Annotated in this window: 24 protein-coding genes; 15 read left to right on the top strand and 9 right to left on the bottom strand. The window is 72.0% G+C overall.

Going from position 1 to position 25,741, the window contains the following annotated elements:
* The first annotated feature begins 5 nt into the window (after nucleotides 1–5).
* From QSK10_RS21380 to QSK10_RS21370, 3 genes are read left to right on the top strand one after another with little or no spacing between them, the layout of a single operon-like run.
* Nucleotides 6–494: a hypothetical protein gene (locus QSK10_RS21380; protein WP_285664693.1), complete on the top strand. Its 489-nt coding sequence runs from the start codon at nucleotides 6–8 to the stop codon at nucleotides 492–494.
* A gap of 5 nt (nucleotides 495–499) precedes the next feature.
* Nucleotides 500–1,639: a sensor histidine kinase gene (locus QSK10_RS21375; protein ID WP_285664692.1), complete on the top strand. Its 1,140-nt coding sequence runs from the start codon at nucleotides 500–502 to the stop codon at nucleotides 1,637–1,639.
* Nucleotides 1,609–2,259: a response regulator gene (locus QSK10_RS21370; RefSeq protein WP_285664691.1), complete on the top strand. Its 651-nt coding sequence runs from the start codon at nucleotides 1,609–1,611 to the stop codon at nucleotides 2,257–2,259. The genes QSK10_RS21375 and QSK10_RS21370 overlap by 31 nt, the downstream gene beginning before the upstream one ends.
* On the opposite strand, the gene QSK10_RS21365 is transcribed toward QSK10_RS21370, so the two are convergent.
* The 4 genes from QSK10_RS21365 to QSK10_RS21350 form a co-directional block, all read right to left on the bottom strand.
* Complete coding sequence (locus QSK10_RS21365; RefSeq protein WP_285664690.1) at nucleotides 2,249–3,520, bottom strand: alpha-hydroxy-acid oxidizing protein; 1,272 nt, start codon at nucleotides 3,518–3,520, stop codon at nucleotides 2,249–2,251. The genes QSK10_RS21370 and QSK10_RS21365 overlap by 11 nt on opposite strands.
* Nucleotides 3,521–3,589: 69 nt before the next feature.
* Nucleotides 3,590–5,059, bottom strand: a complete 1,470-nt coding sequence (locus tag QSK10_RS21360; RefSeq protein ID WP_285664689.1) for a glycoside hydrolase — start codon at nucleotides 5,057–5,059, stop codon at nucleotides 3,590–3,592.
* 302 nt (nucleotides 5,060–5,361) lie between these two features.
* Nucleotides 5,362–8,127, bottom strand: a complete 2,766-nt coding sequence (locus QSK10_RS21355; protein ID WP_285664688.1) for an AfsR/SARP family transcriptional regulator — start codon at nucleotides 8,125–8,127, stop codon at nucleotides 5,362–5,364.
* Nucleotides 8,128–8,244: 117 nt separating this feature from the next.
* Nucleotides 8,245–8,709 (bottom strand): hypothetical protein, encoded by a 465-nt coding sequence (locus QSK10_RS21350; RefSeq protein ID WP_285664687.1) that lies wholly within the window; start codon nucleotides 8,707–8,709, stop codon nucleotides 8,245–8,247.
* 247 nt (nucleotides 8,710–8,956) lie between these two features.
* On the opposite strand from QSK10_RS21350, the gene QSK10_RS21345 reads away from it, so the two are divergent.
* The 6 genes from QSK10_RS21345 to QSK10_RS21320 are packed head-to-tail and all read left to right on the top strand — an operon-like array spanning nucleotide 8,957 to nucleotide 11,863.
* Entirely contained in the window at nucleotides 8,957–9,361 is a 405-nt protein-coding gene (locus QSK10_RS21345; protein ID WP_285664686.1) for a YbaB/EbfC family nucleoid-associated protein, read from the top strand.
* Between the two features lies 1 nt (nucleotide 9,362).
* Complete coding sequence (locus tag QSK10_RS21340; RefSeq protein WP_285664685.1) at nucleotides 9,363–9,686, top strand: hypothetical protein; 324 nt, start codon at nucleotides 9,363–9,365, stop codon at nucleotides 9,684–9,686.
* A gap of 12 nt (nucleotides 9,687–9,698) precedes the next feature.
* Nucleotides 9,699–10,193, top strand: coding sequence for a WXG100-like domain-containing protein (locus QSK10_RS21335; protein WP_285664684.1), 495 nt, complete (start codon nucleotides 9,699–9,701; stop codon nucleotides 10,191–10,193).
* Nucleotides 10,186–10,764 carry a hypothetical protein gene (locus tag QSK10_RS21330; protein ID WP_285664683.1) on the top strand — a complete coding sequence of 193 codons (579 nt, stop codon included), beginning with the start codon at nucleotides 10,186–10,188 and terminating at the stop codon, nucleotides 10,762–10,764. The genes QSK10_RS21335 and QSK10_RS21330 overlap by 8 nt, the downstream gene beginning before the upstream one ends.
* Entirely contained in the window at nucleotides 10,764–11,351 is a 588-nt protein-coding gene (locus tag QSK10_RS21325; protein ID WP_285664682.1) for a hypothetical protein, read from the top strand. Before QSK10_RS21330 ends, QSK10_RS21325 begins: the two co-directional genes overlap by 1 nt.
* Entirely contained in the window at nucleotides 11,348–11,863 is a 516-nt protein-coding gene (locus QSK10_RS21320) for an SUKH-4 family immunity protein (protein WP_285664681.1), read from the top strand. The genes QSK10_RS21325 and QSK10_RS21320 overlap by 4 nt, the downstream gene beginning before the upstream one ends.
* 141 nt (nucleotides 11,864–12,004) lie before the next feature.
* Here QSK10_RS21320 and QSK10_RS21315 read toward each other — a convergent pair whose 3' ends face one another.
* A complete protein-coding gene (locus QSK10_RS21315) occupies nucleotides 12,005–12,448 on the bottom strand; it encodes a hypothetical protein (RefSeq protein WP_285664680.1) in 444 nt (147 codons plus the stop codon).
* Between the two features lie 346 nt (nucleotides 12,449–12,794).
* Here QSK10_RS21315 and QSK10_RS21310 point away from each other — a divergent pair, with 346 nt between their 5' ends.
* Nucleotides 12,795–13,457 carry a hypothetical protein gene (locus tag QSK10_RS21310; protein WP_285664679.1) on the top strand — a complete coding sequence of 221 codons (663 nt, stop codon included), beginning with the start codon at nucleotides 12,795–12,797 and terminating at the stop codon, nucleotides 13,455–13,457.
* Here the strand turns inward: QSK10_RS21310 and QSK10_RS21305 are convergent.
* On the bottom strand, nucleotides 13,454–13,948 hold the full coding sequence (locus QSK10_RS21305; RefSeq protein WP_285664678.1) for a hypothetical protein: 495 nt from the start codon (nucleotides 13,946–13,948) through the stop codon (nucleotides 13,454–13,456). The two genes, QSK10_RS21310 and QSK10_RS21305, sit on opposite strands and share 4 nt — an antisense overlap.
* A gap of 146 nt (nucleotides 13,949–14,094) precedes the next feature.
* On the opposite strand from QSK10_RS21305, the gene QSK10_RS21300 reads away from it, so the two are divergent.
* Nucleotides 14,095–16,842 (top strand): helix-turn-helix transcriptional regulator, encoded by a 2,748-nt coding sequence (locus QSK10_RS21300; RefSeq protein WP_285664677.1) that lies wholly within the window; start codon nucleotides 14,095–14,097, stop codon nucleotides 16,840–16,842.
* A gap of 119 nt (nucleotides 16,843–16,961) precedes the next feature.
* Complete coding sequence (locus QSK10_RS21295) at nucleotides 16,962–19,238, top strand: toxin TcdB middle/C-terminal domain-containing protein (RefSeq protein WP_285664676.1); 2,277 nt, start codon at nucleotides 16,962–16,964, stop codon at nucleotides 19,236–19,238.
* On the opposite strand, the gene QSK10_RS21290 is transcribed toward QSK10_RS21295, so the two are convergent.
* Both QSK10_RS21290 and QSK10_RS21285 read right to left on the bottom strand, forming a co-directional pair.
* The gene (locus QSK10_RS21290; protein ID WP_285664675.1) at nucleotides 19,204–19,395 is read right to left on the bottom strand and encodes an Lsr2 family DNA-binding protein; all 192 of its coding nucleotides are present in this window, start codon (nucleotides 19,393–19,395) and stop codon (nucleotides 19,204–19,206) included. The genes QSK10_RS21295 and QSK10_RS21290 overlap by 35 nt on opposite strands.
* 98 nt (nucleotides 19,396–19,493) lie before the next feature.
* Nucleotides 19,494–20,603, bottom strand: a complete 1,110-nt coding sequence (locus QSK10_RS21285) for an epoxide hydrolase family protein (protein ID WP_285664674.1) — start codon at nucleotides 20,601–20,603, stop codon at nucleotides 19,494–19,496.
* 93 nt (nucleotides 20,604–20,696) lie between these two features.
* Between QSK10_RS21285 and QSK10_RS21280 the strand changes: the two genes are divergently transcribed.
* Nucleotides 20,697–21,209, top strand: a complete 513-nt coding sequence (locus QSK10_RS21280) for a MarR family winged helix-turn-helix transcriptional regulator (RefSeq protein WP_285664673.1) — start codon at nucleotides 20,697–20,699, stop codon at nucleotides 21,207–21,209.
* A gap of 497 nt (nucleotides 21,210–21,706) precedes the next feature.
* Here the strand turns inward: QSK10_RS21280 and QSK10_RS21275 are convergent, their stop codons facing one another.
* A complete protein-coding gene (locus tag QSK10_RS21275; RefSeq protein ID WP_285664672.1) occupies nucleotides 21,707–23,707 on the bottom strand; it encodes an SPFH domain-containing protein in 2,001 nt (666 codons plus the stop codon).
* Between the two features lie 444 nt (nucleotides 23,708–24,151).
* On the opposite strand from QSK10_RS21275, the gene QSK10_RS21270 reads away from it, so the two are divergent.
* Both QSK10_RS21270 and QSK10_RS21265 read left to right on the top strand, forming a co-directional pair.
* Nucleotides 24,152–24,982, top strand: coding sequence for a hypothetical protein (locus tag QSK10_RS21270; RefSeq protein ID WP_285664671.1), 831 nt, complete (start codon nucleotides 24,152–24,154; stop codon nucleotides 24,980–24,982).
* A 140-nt stretch (nucleotides 24,983–25,122) separates the two neighbouring features.
* The gene (locus QSK10_RS21265) at nucleotides 25,123–25,623 is read left to right on the top strand and encodes an ArsR/SmtB family transcription factor (protein ID WP_285664670.1); all 501 of its coding nucleotides are present in this window, start codon (nucleotides 25,123–25,125) and stop codon (nucleotides 25,621–25,623) included.
* Nucleotides 25,624–25,741 lie beyond the last annotated feature (118 nt).

Raw genomic sequence — 25,741 nt, 5'->3', positions numbered from 1 at the left:
GAGCAATGTTGACCGGAATCATCGCGGCCGCCGCCGGCCTGGCCTTCCTCGGTTTCATCGTCACGATGCAGGTGCGCCGCAAGCGGGTCACCCCCAAGGCGCTGATCATCCTCCCGGTGGTCTTCACGGGCCTGTCGGTGGGCCTGGACCGCTCCTGGCTCGCCGAGCTCGGCAGCGGGATGGCGGTCCTGCTGCTGGTGACCGGGTCGTTGGCCGCGATCGGCCTCGCCGTCGCCCGGGCGGCGACCATCAGGCTGGAGCAGGGCCCCAAAGGCCCGATGCAGAAGGGCAACTGGCTGACGGCGGTGCTGTGGCTGGCGACCTTCGCCGTCCGGATCGCCACGATGCTCATCGGGATGCGCTACGGCGTGGCGCAGGGTCCCGGCGAGGCGTTCTTCTTCGTGGCCCTGACCTTCGCGGCGCAGAACGCGATCATCGCCAAGCGGGCCGGCCTGATCGGCCGTGGCGAGCGCCGCCCGGCGCTGGCAGGCTGACCCACATGACCTCCCCGACCGGCCTCCGGTGGCGCGTGGCGCTGCCGGTCGGCCGCATTTTCGCCCTGGCGGTGCTGTTCCTGGCCGCCTACAGCTGGGCCAGCCCGGAGAACCGCCCGGCGGTCATGGGCGCGCTGGCGGTGTGCGTGGTCGGCGCGGCGGTGGAGCTGCGGGCGACGACCGAGCAGTGGAAGTGGCGCCTGGCGGGACTGGCGCTGATCGGCGCGAGCGGTGTGGCGATGGTGGCGCTGGACCCGGGGACGCCCGGACTGCTCGCGGCGGGCCTGGCGGTCTCGGTGTGCCTGGTGCGGCTGCCGCCGCTGCCGGGCTTCGTGGCGGCGGGCGTGATCGCGTCGGCCACCATCGGCGCGGGGCTCCTGCGCGGTGGGCCGGCCACGATCCCGCCGATCGTGGCGGCCTGCGGCGGTTTCGGCATCCTGGGCCTGATCCTGGCGGGGGTGCGGGCCCGCGCCGACACCGCCGAGCGGCTGCTGGCCAGCGAGAAGGCGGCCAGGGAGGCGACGGCGGAGGCCGAGCGCTACGCCGAGCGGCAGCGGCTGGCCCGCGAGATCCACGACATCCTCGCCCACACCCTCTCCGCGCAGGCGGTGCAGCTGGAGGGCGCGCGGCTGGCGCTGGAGAAGGCCGGCGCGCAGGAGGATCCGGTGCTGGCGCGGGCGGCCAAGGCGGTGGAGGCGGCGCAGCGGCTGGCCCGCGACGGGCTCACCGAGACCCGCCGTGCGGTGCACTCGCTACGGGGCGAGGAGCGCGACCTGCCCAAGACCCTGCGCGAGCTGGCCGAGACCGCCGGGGCCGCGTACCGGCAGGACGGCCAGGCGCGGCCGCTGGGACCGCAGGCGTCGCTGACCTTCGAGCGCATCGTCCAAGAAGGACTGACCAACGCCCGCAAGCACGCGCCGGGCGCGCCCGTCACGGTCACCATGACCTACGGCGGCGAGCGCGACCGGGTCGAGGTCCACAATGGTGCGCCGACCGGTGGCGGTCCCGTGCTGGGCAACACCGGCGGGGGCTATGGTCTGGCGGGTATGCGCGAGCGCGCGGCGCTGATCGGTGGCGCGCTGACCACGGGAGCCGATGGAGAGGGGTACCGGATATGCCTGACGATTCCCCGATCCGGATCGTGATCGCCGACGACCAGCGGATGATCCGTGACGGGCTCGACCTGATGCTCGGGCTCATCGACGGTTTCGAGGTCGTCGCCCAGGCCGCCGACGGCGAGGAGGCCGTGACCGCCGTCGCCGCCCACTCCCCCGACGTGGTCCTGATGGACCTGCGGATGCCGGTGCTGGACGGCGTGGGCGCCACCGAGCGCATCCGCCGCGACCACCCGCGCACCCAGGTCGTGGTGCTGACCACGTTCTCCGATGACGCCGAGGTGCTGGCCGCGCTGCGCGCCGGTGCGCGCGGCTACCTGACCAAGGACGCCGGGGCGCCCGAGATCGAGCGCGCGCTGCGGCGGGTCGCCGGTGGCGAGGCGGAGCTGGACCCGGGCGTCCAGAAGCGGCTGCTGGAGATGATCCCGCCCGCCAGTGGACGCGCCGAGGCCCTGGACGCGCTCACCGAACGCGAGCGGGAGGTGCTGCGGCTGATCGGGGACGGCCTGTCCAACGCCGAGATCGCCGCGCGGCTCTACGTGAGCGAGTCGACGGTCAAGACGCACATCAACAACCTGTTCACCAAGATCGGCGTCCGCGACCGGGCGCAGGCGGTGACCTTCGCCTTCCGTAACGGGGTCATGAGCTAGCGGAGTATGAGCTGAGCAGACCGGCGTCCACTTCGGACAGGTCCCGCAGCCCCGCCAGGGCCAGGCTCAGGTCCAGCTCGGCGGCCACGTGGTCGATGACCGCGCGGACCCCCGCCTCACCGTCGACGGCCAGCCCGTACACGTAGGGCCGCCCCAGCCCGACCGCCACCGCGCCCAGCGCGAGCGCCTTGAGCACGTCGGAGCCGGTGCGGACGCCGCTGTCGAAGAGCACCGGCACCCGTCCCGCCACCCGCTCGGCGACGCCGGGCAGCGCGTCGAGCGCGGCGACCGCGCCGTCGATCTGGCGCCCGCCGTGGTTGGAGACCACGATCCCGTCGACCCCGGCGTCCAGCGCGCGGGCGGCGTCCTCGGCGTCGCACAGTCCCTTCAGGACGATCGGCAGCCGGGTGTGCTCGCGCAGGAAGGCCAGGTCGGCCCAGGTGAGCGTGGAGCGGGAGAAGACGTCCAGGAACGTCTCCACCGCCGCCCGGGGCAGCGGTGAGCGCAGGTTGGCCCAGAAGCCGCCGGGGTGCCTGCGGGTCATGGCCAGCAGCGTGCGGATCGCGGTGAGGGTCGGTTTGGGTTTCGCGCCCGCCGACGGCGGGCGCGCGGCGGCCAGGCGCATGAAGGCCGGGTCGGAGGTGTACTGGGCGATGCCCATGCCGTGGGCGAAGGGCAGGAAGGCGTGGTCGAGGTCGCGTGGCCGCCAGCCCAGGACGTGGGTGTCGAGGGTGACCAGAAGGGCCTCACAGCCGCTGGCCTCGGCGCGTTCGAGGAAGCTGAGCACGACGTCGTCGTCGCTGCTCCAGTAGAGCTGGAACCAGCGCGGGCCCTCCCCCATGGCCGCCGCGATCTCCTCCATGGGCCGCGAGGCCTGGCTGGAGAAGGCCATGGGGATCCCGGCGAAGGCCGCCGCGCGTCCGGCGGCGACGTCGGCCCCGCGGTGGGCGAGTTCCAGGACGCCGACGGGCGAGAGGTAGAGCGGCAGCGGCAGGCGGCGCCCGAACAGCTCCACCGACAGGTCGCGTTCGCCGACGTCGCGCAGCATCCTGGGCAGGATCGCGCGGCGGGCGAAGGCGGCGGTGTTGGCGTGGGCGGTGCGTTCGGTCCCGGCGGATCCGGCCACGTAGTCGTAGGCGCGGGCGCTCATCCTCTTGCGCGCCTTGGCCTCCAGGGCGGCGGGTGCACGCGGGACGGGCATGGGGACGCCGAGGGCGCCGTTGCGGTAGACGCCGGACTGGACGCTGCGGCCGATCGACATGGGCGCTCCTCCAAAACGGGACACCCAGATTAGGGCTGCGCGGAGCCGCGTGGGCGGCTCCGCGCGGCGCTACTTGCGGACCCCGTCGATCTCGAAGGTCTGCACGGTGTTGGGTTCGAACCACGACCAGAAGCGGGAGCCGCGGATGTAGGTGTCCTCGTGGTAGCCGTAGCGTTCGGCGCCGCCGGTGACGGTGGCCCAGCGACGGACGAGGGCGCCCTCGCCGGGGCGGACGCCGAACTTGCCGAGTTCGACGTCGAGGTACTGGCCGGTGCCGTAGTTGGTCACCACGACCACGAGTTTGCCGGTGTTCTGGTCGTGGGCGGCGACGGTGTTGCCGTCGCCGGAGTCGATGATCCGCATGCCGGGGCGGATGTGCCGGGTGTACTGGGCGAGCACGTGGTACTTGGTGTTGACCGGGCCGAGCCAGCCGGTGGAGCCGTCGCACTGGATGAGGCCCCAGCCGCTCCAGTCGAGGACCTGCCAGTAGACCCAGGCGCGCGGGTGCAGCCAGCGGAAGTCGAGGTTGAGGTTGGACGCCAGGCTCATGCCGGTGGCGTCGCCCTCGCCGTACTCCGACATCCAGATGGGCTTCCCGGACGCCTGGGCGGCGTTGTACAGCAGGTCGCGGCGGCCGTTTCCGTACTGGTAGCCGTGGACGTTGATGCGCCCGACGTTGCCGCGCGTGGCCGAGGGGTACTGGCCCCAGGTCCAGGTGGCGGCGTCGAAGGTGACGTCGTCGGGGGCGGCGACGTTCATCCACCACAGGTCGCGCGCGTTGAGTTCGGCGCGCAGGTGGTCGATGACCTGCCGCTGGACGCCCGGGGCGGCGTAGCAGCCCTCCTGGGTGCCCTGGCTGGTCCACCAGTCGCCGGAGGGCTCATTGAAGGGCTCGACGGAGGTGAAGTCGACGCCCCAGTGGTCGTGGGCGTAGCGGGCGATGGTGGCCAGGTAGACGGCGTGCTGGCGGTAGTTCCAGTTCTGCAGGTTCTCGGTGGCCTTGACGTCGGGGCCGCTCGGGTTGTGGTTGTAGAGCATCCACCACATGGGCGAGTTGGAGAACAGCTCGAAGGTGTCGGCGCCGCGGTCGCGGGCCTTCCACATCATGTTGCGCTGGGGCGCGTCGGCGTACCAGTTCCAGCTGGCGGAGGCGGGGTCGGCGGAGTTCCAGTCGCGCCAGTAGCCCTGGATCTGCTTGAAGCGCGGGATGTTCGGAGAGACCTTCATGGTCTCGCCCCCGGCCGGGTCCCAGTTGCTGCCACCGGCGTTGTAGCGCACGATGTTCAGCCCGAGGCCGGGCAGGTTCGTCCCTCCATAGGGGACGGTTTTGCGGCTGAAGAAGAGGTCGGCGACGGTGTCGTTGTCGCCGAAGGTGTTGGCCCACCAGCACAGGGAGGTGCCCCAGCCCTGCCAGGCGCCGAAGTCGCGGGACGGGTCGATGGTCGAGGTGGCGGCCGAGGCCGTGGACGGGAGTGCTGCGGCTCCTGCCGCGCCGGCGGTGACGGCGAGCGCGGTGCGCAGTAACTGACGGCGATCCATGAGGGGACCATAGGGCAAGATCAGTCTCTTGTGGACCTTCGGGCGGTGGAAATCTTCACGAACGCGGTGAAGACCGGAGAAACTCTTCGGCGATGGCCGAAGGGTGCTCGAAGACAGCGCGACCACCGTGCACCCGATGGACGGGGAAGTGACCGCGACCGTCGACTCGGGAGAAGGGTTTTCGATCCGGGGTCCAGGGGACGGAGTTCCCTGGTGGGGGTCCAGGGGGCGAAGCCCCTTGGGCACCAAGCGGAGACGCAGCCAACCCACGGCCGCGACCCCCACCTAGGGGGAAGACCCCCTCACGTCCTCCGCATCGAGATGATCGGCGGCGGCTCCGGCAGTTCCTCGCCCGCGAGGCGTTCCTTCTCCTCCTCGGTGATCAGCCCGAGCCGCTGGAGCAGCGCCAGCGAGAGGTCCCAGTTGACCCGTGCCTCCGCCTTGCGTCCCATGGCGTACTGCGCTTCGGCCAGGCCCCAGGTGTAGTCGGCGGCGACGGCGACGTCCTCCTGCCCGGCGGCGCGGTTCATTTCGATGGCGTGCTGGAAGCGGTCGGCCGACTCCTGGAAGCGTTTCTTGTCGTAGAGGAGTGAGGCGATCGCCGCGGAGGTGATGGCCTGCCCGTGGGGGCTGCCGAGGCTTTCGGCGATGACGGCGGCGCGTTCCTGGGCGTCGAGGGCGGCGTCGCGGTCGTCGAGTTTGGCGTACAGGAAGCCCATCTCGACCAGGGTCGCCGCCTCCACTTGCGCCAGGCCGTACTCGCGGGCCTTCTCCACGCCCTGCCCGAACATGACCAGGGCCTCCTGGTAGCGGCCGAGGCGGCGGTAGGCGGCGCCGGTGATGCCCAGGATGGAGGCCTCGCCGCTGCGCTCGTCCATGAGCCGCACCGATTCCAGGGCGATGCCGAGGTGGACGAGTGCCTCGTCGACGAGGTTCAGCGGGAGCAGCATCTCGGCGAGGTCGCGGTGGGAGGTGAGCCGCAGTTCGGGATCGCCGAGGGCGTCGGCGACGGCGATGGCCTGGAGCGCGATGGTGCGCATGTCCCCCCACGCCTTGGCATAGTGCAGCGGGAGCTTGACCAGGAAGGAGATCGTCACCGCCTGCGCGGCCCGCTCCGGTGGCATCGTGGTCGCCTGCCGCAGGACGGCGTGCAGGTTGTCGACCTCGGCCCGCAGCCAGCGCAGGGCCTCCTCGCGGTCGGCCGGGGACGGGCCGGGCCGCTCGGCGGCGCTCACCCGGAACTCGCGGCGGAAGGTCGCCGAGGGCTCGAAGACGCCCAGGATCCGCCGGGCGAACCCGGCGTAGTGCCCCAGGACGCGCTCGAAGGCGTCCACGGCCTCCTCGCGCGGCACGCCCTGCTCCTTGGCGAACAGGCGCACCAGGTCGTGCAGGCGGAAGCGCTCGTCGTGCTCGTCGAGCAGCTGCGCGTCGACCAGCCGGCCCAGCAGCTCTCCGGCGGCCGGGTCGCCGACGTCGGCGAGCGCGGCGGCGACGGGGACGGTCAGGTCGGGGGTGTCGGCGACGCCGAGCAGCCCGAACAGGCGCGCGGCGCGGGCGCCGTCGACCTCCTCGGCCAGTTCGCGGTGGCTGACGGCGAGGCTGGCGCGTACGGCGCGGTCGTCGAGGGCGAGTTCGCCGAGGCGGGCGTCCTCGGCGCCGAGCCGGACGGCCAGTGAGGCCAGTGAGGCGCGGGGCCGTGAGCGCAGGCGGGCGGCGGCGACGATGAGGGCCAGCGGGAGCCCGTCGCAGTGGCGGGTGATGTCGCGGGCGGCGGTGGGTTCGGCGGCCACGCGGCGCTCGCCGACGAGGCGGGAGAGCACGGCGAGGCTCTCGCGTTCGGGCAGGACCTCCAGCCGGTGCAGGACGGCCTCGTCGAGGGTGGACAGCAGGCGGCGGCCGGTGACGATGACGGCGCAGGTGGGGCTGCCGGGCAGCAGGGGCCGGACCTGGGCGGCGTCGCGGGCGTCGTCGATGACGATGAGCAGGCGTTTCCCGGCGGTGGCCGAGCGGAAGCGCCCGGCGAGTTCCTCGACGTCCAGGGCGGCCGCGGGCGCCTCGCCGAGCAGGGAGCGCAGGAAGCGGCCGAGGACCTCTTCGGGCGCGAGGGACTTCACGTCGGGGGTGGTGCCGTGCAGGTTGACGTAGAGCTGCCCGTCGGGGAAGCGCGGGGCGAGCTTGTGGGCGACGTGCAGGGCGAGGGCGGACTTGCCGATGCCGCCGGGTCCGGCGACGGCGCAGACCGCGCCGGGGTCGTCGAAGACGGCGAGGAGGCCGGCGATGTCGTCCTCGCGGCCGGTGAAGGCGCGGGGCGCGGCGGGCAGTTCGGCGGGGCCGGTGGTGCGGGCGGGCTCGTCGGCGACGGACTCCCCGGCCAGCACGGTCTGTTCCATCGCGCGCAGCTCGGGCCCGGGTTCCAGGCCGAGTTCGCTGACCAGCAGGCGGCGGCCCTCGCGGTAGACCTCCAGGGCGTCGGCGCGGCGCCCGGAGCGGTAGAGGGCGAGCATGAGGCGCGCCCGGAAGCCCTCGTCGAGGGGGTGGGCGGCGACGAGGCCGGTCAGTTCGGGGACGAGGGCGTCGTGGCGGCCGAGGTCGAGGTCGGCGGTGATGCGGTGGGCGAGGACGTCCAGGCGCAGCCCTTCGAGGCGGGTGGCCTCGCCGTCGGGGACGGCGTGCTCGGGCACGTCGGCGTAGGCCTCGCCGCGCCACAGTCCCAGGGCCTCGGCGAAGCGGTCGGCGGCGGTGGCCGGGTCGTCGTCGCGCAGGGCGGTCAGCCCGGCGGTGCGCAGTTCCTCGAAGCGGGCGGCGTCGATCTCGCCGGGTTCGGCCGACAGGACGTACCCGCCGCCGCGCCAGGTGAGCCGGTCGGGCCGGTCGAGCAGTTCCCGGACCTGCCCGATGTGCCAGGTGATGGCCTTGCGCGGGGACGCCGGCGGGCTGTCGCCCCACAGGGCGGTGGTCAGCGCGTCGGTGGACACCGCCCGGCCCGCGCGGGCGATGAGGGCGCCGAGCAGCGCGCGCTGCTTGGAGCCGTCGACGTGCGCGGTGGTGTCGCCGGTGTGGACCCGCATAGGGCCCAGAACATCGAATCGCATCTCACCCCAGGGACGCCGCGGATGGTGGCGGTGTCCACTATGCCCGGTCCCTCCGGCGAGATCCAGAGGGACCGGGCGGTCCCCGGGTGAAGGTCAGTGGCGGGCCGACGAACGGATGAGGCATTCCAGGTCGAAGCGGTCATCGGCGGCCCCGATGGCGTCGTTCAGGCTCGTCTGCACCCCGGCGCGCCCGTGCCGGGCGAGCGCGCCGGGACGGATCTCGACGGCGACGCCGTGGGCGCCGCGGCGGTGGACGGTGATCTCGCCGTCGGGTGAGGTCGCGGTGGCCGCGACCCCGTCGAGGGCGGGTTCGGGTGCGTCCCCGGCCTGTTCGAGCAGGAGGGCGCGGGCGCGGCGGTAGCCGTGGCGTCCGGCCTCCAGCGCGGCGGTGGTCTGCCGCGCCAGGTCGTCCTCGCGCCGTGGGGCGTGGGCGAGTTCGACGTGCGTCCCGGCGAGGTCGAGGACGGCGGTCACGGAACGGTCGGGTGAGCCCGCGCTCACCCTCAGGCGCGCCAGGAGCTTCGGCAGCTCCTCGGCGGTGATCCGGATCCGTTCCATGGCCGTACTCCTCCGTGCGGGTCGGTTCGACCGTACGAAAGGGCGGCGAGGCGGCAGCGAGGTCACGGCGAGGTGCCGGACGGGTGAGCCCGGCCACAGCGTGTCGTGAACACGTCAAGGGGTGGGTACCCGACGGCGCGCGGGCTGACCGGCCAGGACGCCCGGATCCACAGTGGAGCACGATTGTCTCGGCGTCGAGAGAACGTGGAGACCCGTCGGTAACCTGTCACGGCGGGAAAGGGGCGACATGTTCGGTGAGAACGCGATGGAACAGCAGCTGATGGAGGCGCGCGCCTCATTGCGGGAGGCCCGCCAGAACACCGCCGCGGCCGCCGGCGCCGAGCGCGTCGGGACCCTCGGCGAGGCCGCCGACGGGCTCCTGCGGGTGGCGATGGACGCCGAGGGGCGCGTGGAGTCGGTGTACATCGACCCGACTCTGATGCGCGGCGGCAGCGAGTACCTGGCCGAGCAGGTCCGCCACGCGGTCAACGCCGCGCTCGCCGGGCAGGCGTCCGAGGACGCCGGTGAGCCGATGCCGGACCTGGCGGCGATGGAGGCCACCATCGAGCGGCTCCAGGACCAGAGCGTGCGGCAGATGCGGGAGATCTCCTCGGCGATCACCGACGTGATGGCGAAACTGCGGAGGGACTGACATGGCGCTCGACATCGACGTGGAGTCCATCCGGCGCGGCGCCGCCGAAATGGAGCGCGCCAAGGAGACCGTCCGGGAGCACCTGGAGGCCTTCCAGACGGCCGTGGAGTCCTTCGCCGAGGCCTTCGGCGGCGACACCATCGGCATGCTCGTCGGGGTCGCCCACCAGTCGGTCATCGAGGGCGCCCTGGAGTGCCTGACGACCAACGTCACCGAGCTGGAGAGCTACGTCGACTCCCTCAACGACATGGCCGACAAGCACGAGGAGGGCGAGGAGAAGGCCAGGGCCTCCTTCGAGACCATCCTCGGCGCCATCGGCGGATAGGGAGAACGAGACGTGGGCCTGCAACTTCCCGGTGAGCTGACCTCCCTGCTGTCCATGATCGGCTACGACTGGCCGGAGTCGGACGAGCAGAAGATCTTCTCCCTGGCCGGCGAGTGGACCGGCATGGCCGACAAGATCAACTCCTCGGTCTCGAACCTGGAGTCGGCCGCGCGCACCATCATCGAGAACAACTCCGGCGCCGACATCGAGGCCTTCGCCGGGGAGTGGGCCGACCACGAGTCGGCGGCGAAGAACATCATGGACGCCACCGAGCCCACCAACGTGATCAGCATCGGGCTGATGATCGCCGCCGGCGTCGTCCTGGCCCTGAAGATCCAGGTGATCATCCAGCTCATCCTGCTGGCCATCCAGATCGCCCAGGCCATCGCCACCGCCGCGGTGACCTTCGGGGCGTCCCTGCTGGAGATCCCCATCTTCAAGATGATCACCGGCTTCATCGTCGACCAGCTGATCAACATGGCCATCGAGGCGGTGCTGAATGGTTAGGGGACGCACCAACCCGCCCCGCGCCGCGCAGGCCAAGGGCGCCAAGGTCGTCTCGGCGTGGCTGGAGAACGCCGACGTGTTCCGCACCGCCAAGGGCGGCGGGCCCGCCCCCAACGGCCCGGCCATTCTCGTCCTGAAAAGACGGCCCGATTTCCACAAGGCCGATTTCGACCGCAAGGCCAAGGACCTGGAACGGCTCGGCCGCGAGGGAAAACTCAAGAAGGCCGAATCCAAACGCACGAAGGTCCGCGACAAGAAGACCGGCAAGGACCGCACGCGCACCAACGTCCACCGCGACCGGATGATCCGGCGGCTGACCAAGAACGGCCGCAAATACCAGGCGAACAAGGAACTCGTCCGCAAACTCTACGGCGGCAAGAAGAACGTCACCAAAGTCGGCGACGGACTCGACCCCGACCACATCCACGAGCTCCAGCTCGACGGCAAGGACATCTACGGTAACCTCCGCATGATGGACGCCTACACCAACCGCCACCTGGGCCGCGAGATCAGCGTGGCGCTGCGGGACGTACCGCCCGGAACGCCGGTGATCGTGAAGGTGATCCCCTGATGGGCGTCGAGGACGCGCTCGCCTCGCTGCGGGCGAAGATGGACCGCGTGACCGGCCTGACCGTGCGCGGCGCGACCGTGGCGCGACCGGCGTCCGGCGTCGAGGACGTCGACGGGCTGCCCGAGGGAGTGGGCGAGGTGTACCGGATCATCGGGCACCTCGAAGGCTCCTATTTCCGTTTCCCGACGCCTTCTTCGATCGTTTCCCAGGAAGCGTGGGAATCGCGTCCGGTCGACGACGAGGACCCCATGGGAAATCCCGTGGAGATCGGTTTCGAGATCCTCGGCGCGCCCCCCGAGATCGACGGCGCGCCCATTCGCATGGACGCCAATGACGGCGGCGTCTACTGGCTCGACCCCGACGATTACGTGTTCCTGTGGGAGAACCCCGACGAGGACGTGGCCATCGAGGACTTCGCGCCCTCCCTCGCCGAGTTCCTCGACGCCTTCGTCCTCGGCCCCCGCTACCCCGAACTCGTGCGGACCGTCCTCGGCGACGACGCCCTTGAGCGCGCGCCGAAGTCCGACGCCTGGTTCACACTGCTGACCGAGGCCGGGCTCCTCGGCTCGCCGGAGGAGAACGCATGAGCGCCGACCCCCGCTTCCTGTCCCTCTGGGACGAAGAGGAGCTCGGGCCCTACCCCCGCGAGGCCTGGCTGGAGGGCGGCTTCACGCCCGACATGCTCCCCATCGGCGACGAGATCCCCCTCGCCGTGGAGATCGTCTACACCGGCTACCTGACCGGCAGCCCGCAGATGTTCGACGTGATCCGGCTGATGACCGAGGACGGCTCCCTCGACATCCAGCTCATCGTGGTCGGCGCCGTCGCCGACAACCCCAACCTGCTGTACGTGCTCGACCCCGCCAGCGGCGAGATCCTCCAGTTCGACCTGGAGGCCCAGGACGTCCAAGGGGTCAACACCAACTACCGGACCTTCGTGGAGTTCCTGTACCAGTTCGCCCTCTTCGTCGAGGAGGACGAGGGGAAGACCGGCCGCGCGGCACGTGCGGAGGAGCTCGCCGAGCGGATGCGCCGCATCGACCCGGCGGCCTTCGAGGGCGACGGCTGGTGGCCGCTGGTGCTGGGGCAGCTGAAGTAGGGTCCCCGCGGGGGATGAGCCGTGCACTTGCCAGAGACGCGAGTTGTCGCTGGTGTTTCCCCGCGCTCGCGGGGATGAGCCCCCCTTGCCGGGCATGATCAACGCACCATCGGCGTAATCCCCGCAGGGCGGGGATGGCAGTCAGCCCTCCCTCAAACCACCGATCGCCGCGAACTCCTCCTCGCCGAGGAGCATCGCGGGCAGCGTCTCGCGCCCGGTCAGCACCGCCTTGAGCAGCCGGTGGAAGCCGTCGAGGATCACCGTCCTGCCCCGCCACGGGCACAGGTGGACCGGGTAGGCCAGGTCGGCCCGCATCGCGCGCTCGTGCTGGTGGGCGAGAACGTCCGGCGCGGCCAGGACGTCCCTCGGGCTCACCGCGAAGTGCCGCCCGTAGGCCTGCCACACGCGCAGGTCGAGCAGCCACCCGAGCTCGGCGACCGCCACGTCCCGCACGGGCAGCCGCAGCTTGTGGAGGGCGTCCATCCGCCACCCGCCCAGGGGCAGGGCGTCGCGGACCTCGGGCGGGGCGATCGCGGCGAGTCCCTCCAGTGGGACGAACGGCGCGGGCGCGTCGGCGGGTGTCACGAAGCCTCCGGGGGTGGGTCCGTCATCGTGGCATCACCGCGTCCGCGTCCGCCGAAGGTCACCCGCGAGATCCACACACGACCCGCGCCATCACCCGTCCACGATCCGGGCCGGTTTCGGCGCGCTTATTGCAAACTCTTTGCAACTACAATATGCTCGCACTGCGCCGGGCCGATCAAGCCTCCAGCAGGGCGAGCGTGGCCCGGCGCGATCCCTCCCCACAGGGCCCGCCACCCGGTCTCACCGTGTGGCGGTGTCTTTGTGCGCTCTCAGGCGATTCGCCACCCTCCTCCCCCGCCGCGTCATACCGTGAGTCGGTCCGACGCGCCCATGACGGGGAGGGCCGATGAGCCACCAGAAGGTCCAGGGCGCCCACGGCGGCCTCACCTGGACCGGCATCGCCGCCCTGTTCCTGGTGCTGCGCATGATGGCCGTCGTCCACTGGCACTGGGGCACCGCCTTCTCCGTCGCCGACACCATCAACCTCGACGACGTGCTGACCATGGCGGTCGGCACCGCGATGGCCGACGAGGTGATCAGCGCGGCGGCGCTGCTGATCCTGTTCCCGATCCTGGTGGTGCGGCTCGTGCGGCAGCGGCGCCAGGGCGAGCGGTACAGCGGCTCGGCCGCCGGGCTGCTGATCCTCACCGCCTTCGCGGTGGCGATGGTGTGGTCCTTCGCCGCGTGGTGGCTGCCGCCGCTGGTCCTGCTGCTGACCGCCGGGCTGTACTTCCTGATGCGGGAGCGGCACCGCAACCCCGGCGGCCGTGCCGCGCGCTGGCTCGTGGCGCAGGTCGGCGCCATCACGCTCGCGGTGGTCCTGGTCGGCGCGGCCGTCATCCACGACCCGTGGGTGTCGCTGGAGCGCATCGACACCGCCCACGGCACGCTCTACGGCTACGTCCTGGACACTCCGCCGGGCTACCTGAAGGTGCTCACCGCCGGCCGGCGCGAGCTGGTGATCCTGGAGACCTCGGCGGTGACCGGCCGCGAGGAGGTGGAGCGCTAGGAGACGCCCGCGACCGGGACCTGAGGCTCGCGCCGCACGAGCAGGACGAAGACGATCACACCGAGCACCGCCGCGGGGACGCTCTCCAGCAGCGGCAGGAAACTCCAGGTCCCCGTGTCACTCCAGCGCAGGACCGTCGAGGCGAACCAGCCGAGCCTCTCGATGAACCCCCACTCGCCGACGAAGGCCACACCGAAGGCGACGTAGCGCGCGAGCCGGACGCCGCGGCGCACACCGACCGCCGCGAAGGCGATCACGGACGCGTACAGCAGCCCGGTCACCGTGCTCGGCAGCTCGTAGAGCGCGGCGGCGGTCTCGATGTCGTAGGGACGCTCGATGAGCACCGCGAGCACATAGCCGGCCACGACCAGCGCCACCTGGACGCCGAAGAGCACCCACAGCAGCACCGAGGCGATCCGGTGGTTGCGGGAACCGGACGGCACGACCGGGCTCTGGGGCGCGGGCTCGAAGGTCACGGTGAAGTCGGACATGGTTCCTCGGTGTATCGGGGGCGGCCGGGCCCGAGCACCCTAACAGCACCACCGCCCGAAGACCCCGTCGGGAAAGCGGACGCTTGTGATCAACCTCCCGCCGTTATGTAATGACCGCGTGGGGTTCGCGTAAAAGGGGTGGCGCGATGCGTGTCTTCGGCAGAGCGGCCGAGCTGTCGCTGGTCGGCGCCGTCCTCGACACGCCCCGGGAGGCGCCGGGCGCGCTGATCCTCTACGGCGAGGCCGGGATCGGCAAGACGACCCTGTGGACCCTGGCCGCCGACCGGGCCCGCGCCAGAGAGCTGCGGGTCCTGTCCACCAAGACCAGCGAGACCGAGGCCCGGATGTCCTTCACCGGCCTCTTCGACCTCTTCGACGGCTGCTGGGACGACGTCCGCGACGGCCTCCCCACCCCGCAGCGCGAGGCCATGGACGTCGTCCTGCTCCGCGCCCACCCCGGCGACACGCCCCTCGACCCGCGCACCGTCGGCGTCGCCACGCTCTCGGTCCTGCGGCGGCTGCCCGGCCCCACCGTCCTCGCCGTCGATGACGCGCAATGGCTGGACGCGGCCACCGCCCGCGCCCTCAACTACGCGCTGCGGCGGCTGACGAAGGAACCGTTGCTGCTGCTGACGACGGTGCGCGCGAGCGAACCGGACGCCGGGCCGCTCGACCTGACCGACACCCGCCTGGCCGACGACCGCACCACCGTCCACCTCGGACCCCTCGGCCTCACCGAGCTGCACCATCTGGTGCGGGACCGGGCGGGGCTGGAGCTGTCGCGCCCGGTCCTGACGCACCTGCACGAGATCTGCGCGGGCAATCCGCTCTTCGCGCTGGAGACCGCCGAGCGCATCCGCCGCGAGCCACCGGCGTCCCCGGCCGAGCGGCTGCCCGCCCCCGAGAGCGTCGGCGAGCTGATCGCCGACCGGGTCGCGGCCCTGCCGAAGGCCACCGGCGAGGCGCTGCTGTACGCGGCGGCGCTGGCGCATCCGACGGTCCGGGACGTCCGCGACGCCCTGGGCAGGCACGGGGGCGAGCTGTTCGCCCCGGCCGAGGAGGCCGGCCTGGTCGAGATCCGGGAGGGCCGGATCGCCTTCGCCCATCCGCTGTACGCGGCCGCCGTCTACGATCGCGCCACCGGCGAACACCGGCACACCGTCCACAGGCGACTGTCCACAGTGGTCACCGACGAGGAGGCGCGCGCCTGGCACCTGGCGCTGGCCGCCGAGGGCTTCGACCCGAAGCTGGCCGCGCCGCTGGACGCCGCCGCGCGCCGCGCCGACGCCCGGGCCGCGCCCGCCACCGCCGCCAGGCTCTGGGAACTGGCGCTGCGGCACACGTTCCCCGACGATCCCGAGCGCGCCAGGCGGCAGAGCAGGCAGGCGCGCTGCCTGTTCACCTCCGGCGACGCCGGTCGGGCGCGGATCGTGCTGGAGGACGCCGTCCCGCGGCTACCGGCGGGCGAGCCGCGGGCGCGGGCGCTGTCCGAGCTCGCCGAGATCCTGTTCTACCAGGGCAGCACCGCCGAGGCCGCCGACGCCTGCCGCGCCGCGCTCACCGAAGCGGCCGGCGCGCCGGAGCTGGAGGCGGTCCTGCTGCTGCGGCTGTCGTGGTTCAGCACCCACGACGCCGGGGCGCAGAGCGAGGCCTCGGCGAAGGCGCTGGAGATCATGCGCGCGCTGCCCGAACCCGACCCGGAGCTGCTGGCGCTGGTGCTGTCGGTGGCGGCGATGTACCGGATGATGAGCGGCGGCGGACCGTCCCATGGGGACGTCGCCGAGGCGTCCGGGCTGTTCGAGTTGACCGCGCCGCGCACCTGGGCCGGAGCCTGGGCGTGGACGGCGATCGCCGACTGGGACCGCTACTTCGACCTGCCGCGCGCCCGCGACCGCTTCGCCGCCCGGCACCGCTGGACCGCCGAGCGCGGCGACGAGCAGCAGGGCCACATGCTGATGCTGCTGTCCGAACTGGACTGCTGGCTCGGGGACTGGCGCCGCGCCAGGGAACGCGCCACCGCGGCCCTGGCGATGGTGGAGCAGACCGGGCAGCGCCGCTGGTGCGGGTTCTGCCTGTACGCGCTGGCCATGGTCGACGCGCACCTCGGCGACGACGAGGCCGCCCGCAAGCACGCCACGCGCGGGCTGGCGCTGGCCGAGAGCGCCGACGACCCGTACGTGGCGGCCCTGCACCTCCAGGTCCTGGGCTTCCTGGACCTGTCGCTGGGCCGCGCCGCCGACGCCGTGGACGTCTTCGCGCGCGCCGAGGCGCTGGTGGCGCGCATGGGCATCCCCGACCCGGCCCGGCACGCCTTCCACGCCGACCAGGTGGAGGCGCTGATCGCCACCGGCGATCCCGCGCGGGCCACCGATCGCCTGCGGGACATGGAAAGCCGCCTGGCCGCCGCCCCGCGTCCCTGGCTGACCGTGGCCGTCGGGCGGTCGCGGGCACTGCTGCGGCTGGCCGCCGGGGACGCCGTGGCCGCCGAGGCCGCCCTCGACGAGGTCCTCACCGCCTGCGAGACGCTCCCGATGCCCTTCGAGCGCGCCCGGACCCTGCTGGTCAAGGGCTGCGCCCTGCGCGCCCGCAAGCAGAAGAAGGCCGCCCGGGAGGCCCTGCTGTCGGCGCAGGAGATCTTCACCCGGCTCGGCGCGGTCCTGTGGTCGCGGCGGACCGCCGACGAGCTGAGCCGCTGCGGCCAGCGGCACATCCCGCCGCTGGAGCTCACCCCCACCGAGGCGCGCATCGTCGCCCTGGTCGCCGACGGCATGACCAACCGCGAGGTGGCCGCCACCGCGCACGTCAGCGTCAAGACCGTCGAGGCCAACCTGTCCAGCGCCTACCGCAAACTCGGTGTACGCGGCCGCATCGAGCTGATCCGGCGCGGCTCATAGGGTTCTCCCCGATTCATCGCGGCCCGATCCGCGTTTGAGTGGAGCGGTCGGGCCACGGCGGTGCCGGAACCTCATCTCCGTGGCCCGATCCACGCCCGACGCGACGGGGAGGACCGGTGATGCGCGGTACCGGGACCGCTCCCCGCGTCCGGACCCTGGTCTGGCGGCACGGTGAGGACACGTACGGGCACTACGCTCCCGTGCCGCCGCCGGGACCGGCGGTGCTGCCCGACGACGCCACGCCCGCCGAGCGCGCGCTGCTCGCCGGGCGCGTCGTCCGCGCAGAAACGCACGCCGAGGACGGCAGCGACCGGGGTGCGGTGCCCTACCTGGTCACCCGCTACCGGCACATCGTCCTGCGCACCCCCGACGGGCCGGTCGTGCGTCCACTGGAGACGATCACCTCGCGCCTGGAGCGCTGCCTCCCGCAGCCCGACCCGCGCGTCACCCACGAGATCGCCCTCGCCTTCGGCCCGCGCGGGCAGCTCCTGGAGTCGGCGCGCGTGGCCTATCCGCGCATCGTGCCCCGCCAGCCGGGGCAGGAGGTCCTGCACGTCACCCTCACCCGCCACCTGCTCTCCGATGTGGACGGACGCACCGCCGGGACCGACCGCTTCGAGGTCACCGGCCTGGCCGCGCCCGAACCCGGCGAGCCCTTCACGCCGCAGACCCTGGCCGCCGCGCTCGCCGGGAGCCGCCCGGCCGCCTTCGAGGACGTCCCCGACCACCGCTCGCCGCGCCACCGGCTCATCGCGGCCACGCGCGTGCGGTACTGGGACGCGGCGATGCGCGGTCCGCTGCCGCACGGCTCGGCCGGGCGCGGGCTCGTCCATCACGTCCGCCGCCTGGCCGTCACGCGCGGCCTGCTGCGCGCGGTCTTCGGCGAGGCGGTCGACGACGAGCGGATGGCCGCGCTCGGCTACCTCGTCGACGGCGCCGGGTACTGGATCACCGGAACCGGGCCGCGCCCGCCATCCGGCCCTCTTTCGTCCACAATGCCCCAAGAGGCAGTGGTCCGCGATCCGCTCGGCCGCGTCCTGCGCGCCGAGCGCCCCGACGGCACGGTGTCCACCACAGACCGGCACGCCTGGCGCCGGGAGACCTGGGACGCCGGGGACACCGTGCTCTCCTCCCGCTGGTACGCCGCGCGCGGCGCCCCCGACCCGGTGGGGCCCGAACCGCCCGGGCCGGGGGCGCGCGCGGCCTGGCTCTCGGCCCGCCACGCCGACACCCCCGCGACCACGCACCTGGATCCCCTGGGGCGCGCGGTCATCGCGATCGCCGACGCCGGCGGCGTCGACCAGTACGCCACGCACACCGCGCTGGACGCCTCGGGCGCGGTCGCGGCGGTCACCGACCCTCGCGGCCTGACCGTCCTGCGCCGGGTCAACGACCTGCTCGGGCGCGAACTGGCGGCCGTGGACGCCGACGCGGGCGTGCGGATCACGCTGCCCGACGCCGCCGGACGGGCCGTGGAGCGCCGCGACGGCGAGGGGGCGGCGATCGAGCGCGCCGAGCCGTCCGTCCACACCGGACCGTTCCCGGACGGGAGCGAGCTGCTGCGCGACCACAATGGACTGTCGCTGCGGCTGGGCGGCCGCACCCTCCGCCTGATCGAGGTGCTCGACCGCGATCCGTGCGGGCGGCCGACGCGCGTCCGGCACCTCGGCGGCGCCGAGTTCACCCGCTTCTACAACGCCACCGGCGAACTCGTCGCCGACGGGCCGGTCCGCTACGCCCACGACGCGCTGGGACGGCACGTGGCCACGATGACGCCGACCGCCTTCTTCCACCGCGGCTACGACCCGGCCGGGAACACCCTGGTCACCGCCTCCCTGGAGGGCACGCGGTTCTTCCACCACGAGGAGGATCCCGAGACCGGCGACCCGCTGTCCAACCGGCTCATGGCCCACAGCCGCCCCCGCGACGCCGCCGGGGTGTTCTCCGCGCTCTTCGACTACGACGGCCGCGGCCGGACCGTGCGGGTGCCGGGCGCGCGACTGGCCTGGGACGCCGCCGACCGGCTGTCCCTTGTGGACATAGCCGACGGCCGCCGCGTCCGCCACCACTACGAGGGCACGGCACTGGCGGCCACCGAGGTCCACCACCCCGGCGGCCGGATCGACCTCATTGAGCGGCGCGGCGACTGGTCCCGCGCGGGCGGAACCGTCGTCCTCGCGCTGGTACTGGACGGGCACCGGCTCGGCCACGCGATCGTCCGCGACGGCGAGGTGACCGTCCACCATGGACCACCGCCGCCGGATCCGGCCACCGGACTGGAGTTCCGGGACGGCCGCTGGCTCGCGCCCCGGCTCGGGCGGTTCCTCATCCCGCCCTACCCGTGGACCGGGCTGGTAGAACTCAGTCGGGATGAGCCGCCCGGTAGGCCTCGATGATCGCGGTCGGCAGCTTCCCCCGGTCTGCGACGCCGTAGCCGCCCTCGACGGCCCACTTGCGAATCTCGGCGGTGGTGGTGGTCTTCTTCTGCGGCTCGGTCACCGGGGTCTCCTCGGGCTGCGCGGCCGCGTCGGGGTTCTGGGCTGACGTCGGCATGGCCCCGACGCTATGCGCGGGGCCAGGCGAAGTGGAGAGTCGATCAGGCGGCGTTTAGGTCCGTCCGGCCGCCCTTTCGGTCAGTCCGCCGGGACGGCTCAGGACAGATCGGCGAAGAACGCCCGGACGTCGGCGGCGAAGATCTCCGGCACCTCCAGTGCCGCGAAGTGCCCACCCCGCTCGGCCTCCGTCCAGCGCACCAGCGTCGGCGCCAGCTTCGCCACCACACTCCGCACCGGCCGCACGATGTCGTGCGGGAACACCATCACCGCGATCGGCGCGCTCACCGCCGGAGGCGGCCCCGGAACGGCGGCGGCCTCGGCACCGATGCGCGGCGCGGTGGCGGTGGTGCCGCAGAACCAGTGCAGCGAGATGTCGGTGAGGATCTGCTCGTCCGTCAGCGGCGCGCTCGGGTCCGCCCAGGCGTCCAGCTTCTCGCCGTACCAGGCCAGCGCTGCGATCGGCGAGTCGGCGAGCGCGTACCCGATGGTCTGCGAGCGCGTCTCGTGCACGCGCCAGTAAGCGGGCCGGTTGGCGATGAAGTCGCGGATGTGCTCGTTGCGCGCGACATCGTCCTCGCTGAAACCAGTGGTATCGGCGGCCGGCGGGTGCGGCGCGTAGTTCATGTGGATGCCGATGACCGCCTCCGGCGCGTGCGCGGCGACCAGCCGGACCAGCCCCGCACCCCAGTCCCCACCCTGCACGCCGTACCGCGTGTAGCCCAGCCGCGCCATCAACTCGGCGAACGCCGCACCGATGCGCGCCGGATCCCAGTTGGGCGCGGTGATCGGGCCGGAGGGCCCGAAGCCCGGGATCGACGGGATGACCAGGTGGAAGGCCGGACCCTCGTCCGGGTTCGTCAGGGGCCCGATGACGTCCAGGAACTCCACGACCGAGCCGGGCCACCCGTGCGCCAGCAGCAGCGGCACGGCGTCCGCACGCTCGGACCGCACGTGGATGAAGTGAACGTTCTGGCCGTCAATGGTGGTGGTGAACTGCGGGAACGCGTTGATGCGGGCCTCGGCGGCGCGCCAGTCGAACTTCTCCAGCCAGTACTCGGCCAAAGCCGCCACGCGGTCCTGGGCGATGCCCTGGTCATCCCGCTGCGCGGCGGCGGGGAACCGCACCCGGCCGAGCCGGAAGCGCAGGTCGTCGATGTCGGCCTGGGGAACGTCGAGACGGAAGGGGTGGATAGCGGTGTCGCTCATGTCGTCTCCCGATAGGATTCGTTGGTAGCGCCAACACTAACAGGAACTGTTGGTCTTGCCAACGTTGGCAGTGCCAATAATTTTGGAGGCCCCATGGACCCCGCCGACGATGCTCCCCCGGCGATCCTTCGGCGCACGCCGAGTTGGCTGATGAACCAGCTCGCAGCACACGCCCAGCGCATGGTCGGCGAGCGCCTGGAGTCACTGGGAGTCCGCCGACACCACTACTCGGCCCTGTCGGCACTCGCGGAATTCGGGCCGATGAGCCAGGCCGACCTCGGGCGGCATACACACCTCGACCGAAGCGACGTCACGGCGGTGACGAGCGAGCTGGAGGAGAAAGGACTGATCACCAGGACACCGGACCCGGCGGACCGGCGGCGGAACGTGGTCTCGGTGACCGAGGACGGCCTGGCCTTTAGAGAGCGGCTGGCGAAGCTGGTGTCGGAGGCGCAGGACGAGCTGCTCGCGCCGCTGAACGAGGGCGAGCGGGAGAGGTTCACCGCGTCGCTGGTGCAGATGGTGGGGCACCACGCGAAGCGGAAGGGCTCGGGTTCGTGGGCCACTGAGCCGGGCGAGAGGAAGCCGGGGATGGGGAAGGGGTGAGGGGCTCGCGAGCGGACGGGAACGTGCGCGGGGTGAGGTAGAGGCGCAGGTCGGGAAGGGTGCTCCCCACTGGTGTGGGGGTGAGCCATCGTCACGGTAGTGGAGTTGTTCGAGATAGACGCGCTCCCCACCCACGTGGGGTGAGCCGAAAAACCGACGGCAACCGTAGACCAGCCGAGACCCGCAACCCAAAAACCCGCCGCAACCCCGAACAAAGCCATCCCCCCACCCACCCGCCCCGGAGGGGGATCCTCCGTCGGTCGGCCAGACGGATCAACGAACGCAGGTTCTGGGGGTGTCAAGACAGCTCTTCCGTCTTGACACCCCCGGGTTCTGCGTTCACCGTCTCGCCCGCCGGCCAGAGGAGGAGCCTCCGGAGGGAGGCCCTGGTCCAGGACAGCGTCCTGGTCCGGGTCCTAGGGCTGAAAGCCCTGTCCAGAGGGTGACCCACGACGAAGCCCTAGCGCCCCGCCGAGAAGACGGGCGATCCGCAGCCCCTACTCCCGCACTTCAACCTCCTCGGCCTCCACCACCGTGGGCTTCGACAAGCCAAGCCCCCCATCCCCCAGCAACTTCATCAGCGTGGCCGCGAGCCCGTCCAAACTCGACCCACCCCCCGCCACCAACACGTCGGGAACCACCTTGATCCGCCCCTCCGCAATCGCCCCCGCCACAGCCACCAGCGCCGTCGGCAACTCCCCGATCGCCTCCCGCTGCGCCTCGAACCCCGCCGCGCGAGCCAGCCCGAGCGCCTCGACCGCCTTACCCTCCGCAAGACCGATCGCCGCGATCTTGTCGGCCTCAGCCTGCCCGGTCACCCGGACGTACGCGGCGTCACCGCGGGCTTGGGCTTCACGAGCATCCGCCTGGTTGGCATTGATCTCGACGGAGACCTGAGAAGCGGCAAGGTCGGCCTGCATGTTCGCCGTCCCCCGCGCCTTCTCCGTCTCAATGCGCACGGTCTCCGCCCGCTGCTGCTCCTCATACGTCGCCCGCTGCTGGTTGGCGATCTCCCGGTGCGTCAAGACCTCCACCAGCTCCGGCGGGAAGATCACGTCCTGGATGTACACACCACGGGTCTCGACCTCGTACCCCGCGAGGTAGCGGCTGACGGCGGCGAAGGCCGATTCCTGGACCTCCTGGCGGGTCTCGATGAAGCGGATGGCCTCCAGGTCCTGGAGGGTGTTGCGGAAGTGGTTGCCCACGGCCGATTGCAGGACCTCGTTGACCAGGTTGAGGATGGTCCCGACCGAGGAGATCACCTTCGGTGCCCTGGTGTCGGAGATGTGGATCTGCACCTGGAGGTCGATGGTGAACACGAAGCCCTCGCGGCTCTTGCCGACGATGGACTCCAGTCGCGCGTCCAGGTTGTGCGCCTGGGAGGAGGCGCTGGCCCAGTTGAGCGTCAGGATCGAGGTGGGCACGATCTCGGCGGCGTAGACGCGGGGGTTGATGGGGTACTTGCCGGTGCGGAGGGGTTCCTGCCAGATGCCGCGGTGGCCGGGGCGGACGATGCTGCCGAACTTGAACTCGGCGCCGGAGGTGTCCAGTGTGGGCAGTCCGACGAAGCCCTTGATGACGGCGACCTGGCCCTGGTTGACCACCAGCATCGGGACCATCTCGACGCGGACGAGGAACGGGTTGAGCAGGTAGGCCCCGTAGAGCAGGGGGTCGTGCTGGAGGCCGATGCGGCCGCCGTGGTCGAGGAAGGCCTGGAAGTCCTGGTAGTTGTTGTGGAGATCGTTCTTGGAGCCCAGGAGCAGGTCGATGATCTCGGCGTCGGTGCCCTCGGCCTCCAGGGCGAGGACGTCGTCGAAGCCGCCGAGGCGGCTGGCGATGTCGCCGGACGGGAGGGGCTCGCCTTCCAGGACGGTGACCAGGCCGACCATGTCGCGGTCCTGGCCGGGCGCGATGATCACGACGCTGAGCTGCTTGGGGTTGAGCCCGAAGGAGGCCGCGGTGAGCTTGTTCTCGTGCTCCTCCCAGGCCAGTTCGGGGGCCACGGGCAGGCCGAAGACCTCGCGGGCGGTGAGGACGATGAACGCCACCGGGTGGATCGGCGCCAGGGTTCCCGGCGGGAGGACCGGCCGCTGGACGCCCTTCTCGCCGTCGTGGCCGAGGAAGGACCGCACGTCGCCGTAGTTGCCGAACTCGGGGCGGTAGCGGGCGCTCTTGGCGCCGATCGGCAGGGGACGTCCCACCTGCGCGATGACCACGCCGATCTCGCCGGCGGGCACCTGCACCCACGGGAACTTGCTGACCGAGTAGATCGGCCAGAGCTTGAATCGCGTGCCGGGCATCAGCATGTCCGCCTGGTAACCGGCCTCGCCGTTGAAGGCGATCGGGTTGTCGCCGGGCAGTTTGCGGAAGCTGAAGAGCTTGTTGACCAGCCCGACCTGGGTGGGCTGGATGCGGTGGATCGACTTCGCCAAGACGATGAGGAGGAGGAGCGCCAGCACACCGGCACCCACGAGATAAGAGACCTGAGCAACCCCCATGGGGGCCTCCAGTTCAGCGAAGGGCACGTGCTCTGAGGGGCACTGTCTTACGTACTGGGCAGTGTGGATGGACGGTACGCCCGCCGCGCCACACCGTCCGTCAAGCGAGCGTCAAGAAACGCGGAACCACCCCCCGGGTGTCGGGTTTCCGTCGCCCGGCAGGGGACATCGACGGACCGACCTCCCTCTTTCGGGCTCATTCGTGACCCAGATCACACCCGGGTTCTTAGGCCGTCCGGTTCGGCCCGAACGGCGGAACCCCTTCACTCGTCCGCATGACCGCGCATCCCGCTTTGCCGGTCGACGTGGGCACAATGAAGGCGAACCGTGCCCGGACCGGCATGTCGGACAGCGCCGGACACCCGTCACTCCATCGAAGATCATCGATGTCTAGTCGCACATTCGGTCCCTGTGACCTGCGAGATCACCGCCTAGGGTGGCCGAGTGCCAGCAGCCAAAGACTCGGAGACCGGGCATCACCGGATCCGCCTCGATGACCAGACAGCACCCGGGCGGCATCGGCTCCGCTCCGGTCGCCACCGCGCCGAGCGGGGAGCCGACTGGCTCACCGTCCCGGCGGGCGCCATCGCGCTCCTCGTGGAGCAGGCGCTCCACCACCGCCGCCGCGTCGCGCACTTCGCGCTGACCGGCGTCATCGCCGCCACCGCCAGTGGCGTGGTCGTACAGGCCCCCGCGCTGGCCGCCGAGCCGCGCATGGCCGCCATCGCCGTCATGGACGCCGCCTCCCGCTCCACCGAGCGCGAGCCGGCCACCGCGCCACCGGCGCTCCCGCCCAAGGAGCCGGTCAGCGAGATCGACATCAAGAAGCTGTCGGCGGAGCTGACCCCGGTCGCCGGGCTCGACTCCGAGCAGACGAACAACGCGGCGAAGATCATCGAGGCCGGCAAGGAGATGGACGTGCCGAAGGAGGCCCTGGTCATCGCCATCATGACGGCGATGCAGGAGTCCCGGCTGTACAACCTGGCCAGCTACGTGGTCCCCGAGTCGCTCGACTACGACCACCAGGGCACCGGCGCCGACCACGACTCCATCGGCCTGTTCCAGCAGCGCGCACAGGGCGGCTGGGGCGACGTCGGCACCATCATGGACCCCAAGTCCTCCGCCAAGTCCTTCTTCGCCGCGCTCCAGCGCATCTCCGGCTGGGAGGACATGGCCCTCACCTCCGCCGCGCAGGCCGTGCAGGTCTCGGCCTTCCCGGACGCCTACGCCCAGCACGAGGACAAGGCCCGCGACATCGTGGACGCCATCGCCTGACCACCCGCACCGCACGGCCCGTCGCCCCGAGGCGGCGGGCCGTCGGCGTGCCCGGCGAAACCCGCCCGTCATCACCCCGTCGCCATGTTCCCGTCGGCACCCATTGACACAAGCGTCAAAGATCATTGACACTTAGCCCCGTGTCCGAGCCGGAGATCACCGCCAGCGCCGAGCAGTACAAGGCCCTCGCCCACCCCACGCGCCAGCGCGTGATCTTCACCCTCGACGAGCTCGGCGAGGCCACCATGGCCACCCTCGCCGCCCGTCTGGACACCCTCAAGGGCAATGTCGCCCACCACCTGAAGGTCCTGGAGAAGGCCGGGCTCGTCGAGGTCTCCCGCACCAACACCGTGCGCGGCGGGACCGAGAAGTACTACACCCGCGCCCAGACGCGGATCCACATCCCGCGCGAGCGCGTCACCGGCCAGGGCGCCGGTGAGCTGATCCACGCGGTGGCCGAGGAGATGGCGCTCGCCCCGGCGCCGGTCCTGCTGGCCATCCGGCACGCGCGGCTGACCGCGGCGCAGCTGGAGGCGCTGGTGGAGACGCTGAAGCACCTGGCCGGACCCGACGACCTGCCCGACGCCGGTGAGGACGAGACCCGTTACGGGATCGCCTTCACCGTCTACCCCACCCCGTAACCACCCCGGAGGCCCCCATCCGACCCCTCACCCGGGCCGGGCTCGCGCTGGCGGTCGTCGCCGTCGCCGCGCCCCTGGCCGTCTCTTCCGTACCCGCCTACGCCGCCGAGCCCGCCTC

Source organism: Actinorhabdospora filicis (assembly GCF_030269765.1).
In the GTDB taxonomy this organism is placed as follows: domain Bacteria; phylum Actinomycetota; class Actinomycetes; order Mycobacteriales; family Micromonosporaceae; genus Actinorhabdospora; species Actinorhabdospora filicis.
The sequence above is the reverse complement of the archived record's forward strand: the minus strand, read 5'-3'. Positions and strand labels throughout refer to the sequence as shown.

What these genes read in the sequence shown, in the direction of transcription:
- QSK10_RS21380 (WP_285664693.1), top strand. Translation starts at nt 6, where the DNA reads ATGTTGACCGGAATCATCGCGGCCGCCGCCGGCCTGGCCTTCCTCGGT.
- QSK10_RS21375 (WP_285664692.1), top strand. Translation starts at nt 500, where the DNA reads ATGACCTCCCCGACCGGCCTCCGGTGGCGCGTGGCGCTGCCGGTCGGC.
- QSK10_RS21370 (WP_285664691.1), top strand. Translation starts at nt 1,609, where the DNA reads ATGCCTGACGATTCCCCGATCCGGATCGTGATCGCCGACGACCAGCGG.
- QSK10_RS21365 (WP_285664690.1), bottom strand. Translation starts at nt 3,520, where the DNA reads ATGTCGATCGGCCGCAGCGTCCAGTCCGGCGTCTACCGCAACGGCGCC.
- QSK10_RS21360 (WP_285664689.1), bottom strand. Translation starts at nt 5,059, where the DNA reads ATGGATCGCCGTCAGTTACTGCGCACCGCGCTCGCCGTCACCGCCGGC.
- QSK10_RS21355 (WP_285664688.1), bottom strand. Translation starts at nt 8,127, where the DNA reads ATGCGGGTCCACACCGGCGACACCACCGCGCACGTCGACGGCTCCAAG.
- QSK10_RS21350 (WP_285664687.1), bottom strand. Translation starts at nt 8,709, where the DNA reads ATGGAACGGATCCGGATCACCGCCGAGGAGCTGCCGAAGCTCCTGGCG.
- QSK10_RS21345 (WP_285664686.1), top strand. Translation starts at nt 8,957, where the DNA reads ATGTTCGGTGAGAACGCGATGGAACAGCAGCTGATGGAGGCGCGCGCC.
- QSK10_RS21340 (WP_285664685.1), top strand. Translation starts at nt 9,363, where the DNA reads ATGGCGCTCGACATCGACGTGGAGTCCATCCGGCGCGGCGCCGCCGAA.
- QSK10_RS21330 (WP_285664683.1), top strand. Translation starts at nt 10,186, where the DNA reads ATGGTTAGGGGACGCACCAACCCGCCCCGCGCCGCGCAGGCCAAGGGC.
- QSK10_RS21325 (WP_285664682.1), top strand. Translation starts at nt 10,764, where the DNA reads ATGGGCGTCGAGGACGCGCTCGCCTCGCTGCGGGCGAAGATGGACCGC.
- QSK10_RS21320 (WP_285664681.1), top strand. Translation starts at nt 11,348, where the DNA reads ATGAGCGCCGACCCCCGCTTCCTGTCCCTCTGGGACGAAGAGGAGCTC.
- QSK10_RS21310 (WP_285664679.1), top strand. Translation starts at nt 12,795, where the DNA reads ATGAGCCACCAGAAGGTCCAGGGCGCCCACGGCGGCCTCACCTGGACC.
- QSK10_RS21305 (WP_285664678.1), bottom strand. Translation starts at nt 13,948, where the DNA reads ATGTCCGACTTCACCGTGACCTTCGAGCCCGCGCCCCAGAGCCCGGTC.
- QSK10_RS21300 (WP_285664677.1), top strand. Translation starts at nt 14,095, where the DNA reads ATGCGTGTCTTCGGCAGAGCGGCCGAGCTGTCGCTGGTCGGCGCCGTC.
- QSK10_RS21295 (WP_285664676.1), top strand. Translation starts at nt 16,962, where the DNA reads ATGCGCGGTACCGGGACCGCTCCCCGCGTCCGGACCCTGGTCTGGCGG.
- QSK10_RS21290 (WP_285664675.1), bottom strand. Translation starts at nt 19,395, where the DNA reads ATGCCGACGTCAGCCCAGAACCCCGACGCGGCCGCGCAGCCCGAGGAG.
- QSK10_RS21285 (WP_285664674.1), bottom strand. Translation starts at nt 20,603, where the DNA reads ATGAGCGACACCGCTATCCACCCCTTCCGTCTCGACGTTCCCCAGGCC.
- QSK10_RS21280 (WP_285664673.1), top strand. Translation starts at nt 20,697, where the DNA reads ATGGACCCCGCCGACGATGCTCCCCCGGCGATCCTTCGGCGCACGCCG.
- QSK10_RS21275 (WP_285664672.1), bottom strand. Translation starts at nt 23,707, where the DNA reads ATGGGGGTTGCTCAGGTCTCTTATCTCGTGGGTGCCGGTGTGCTGGCG.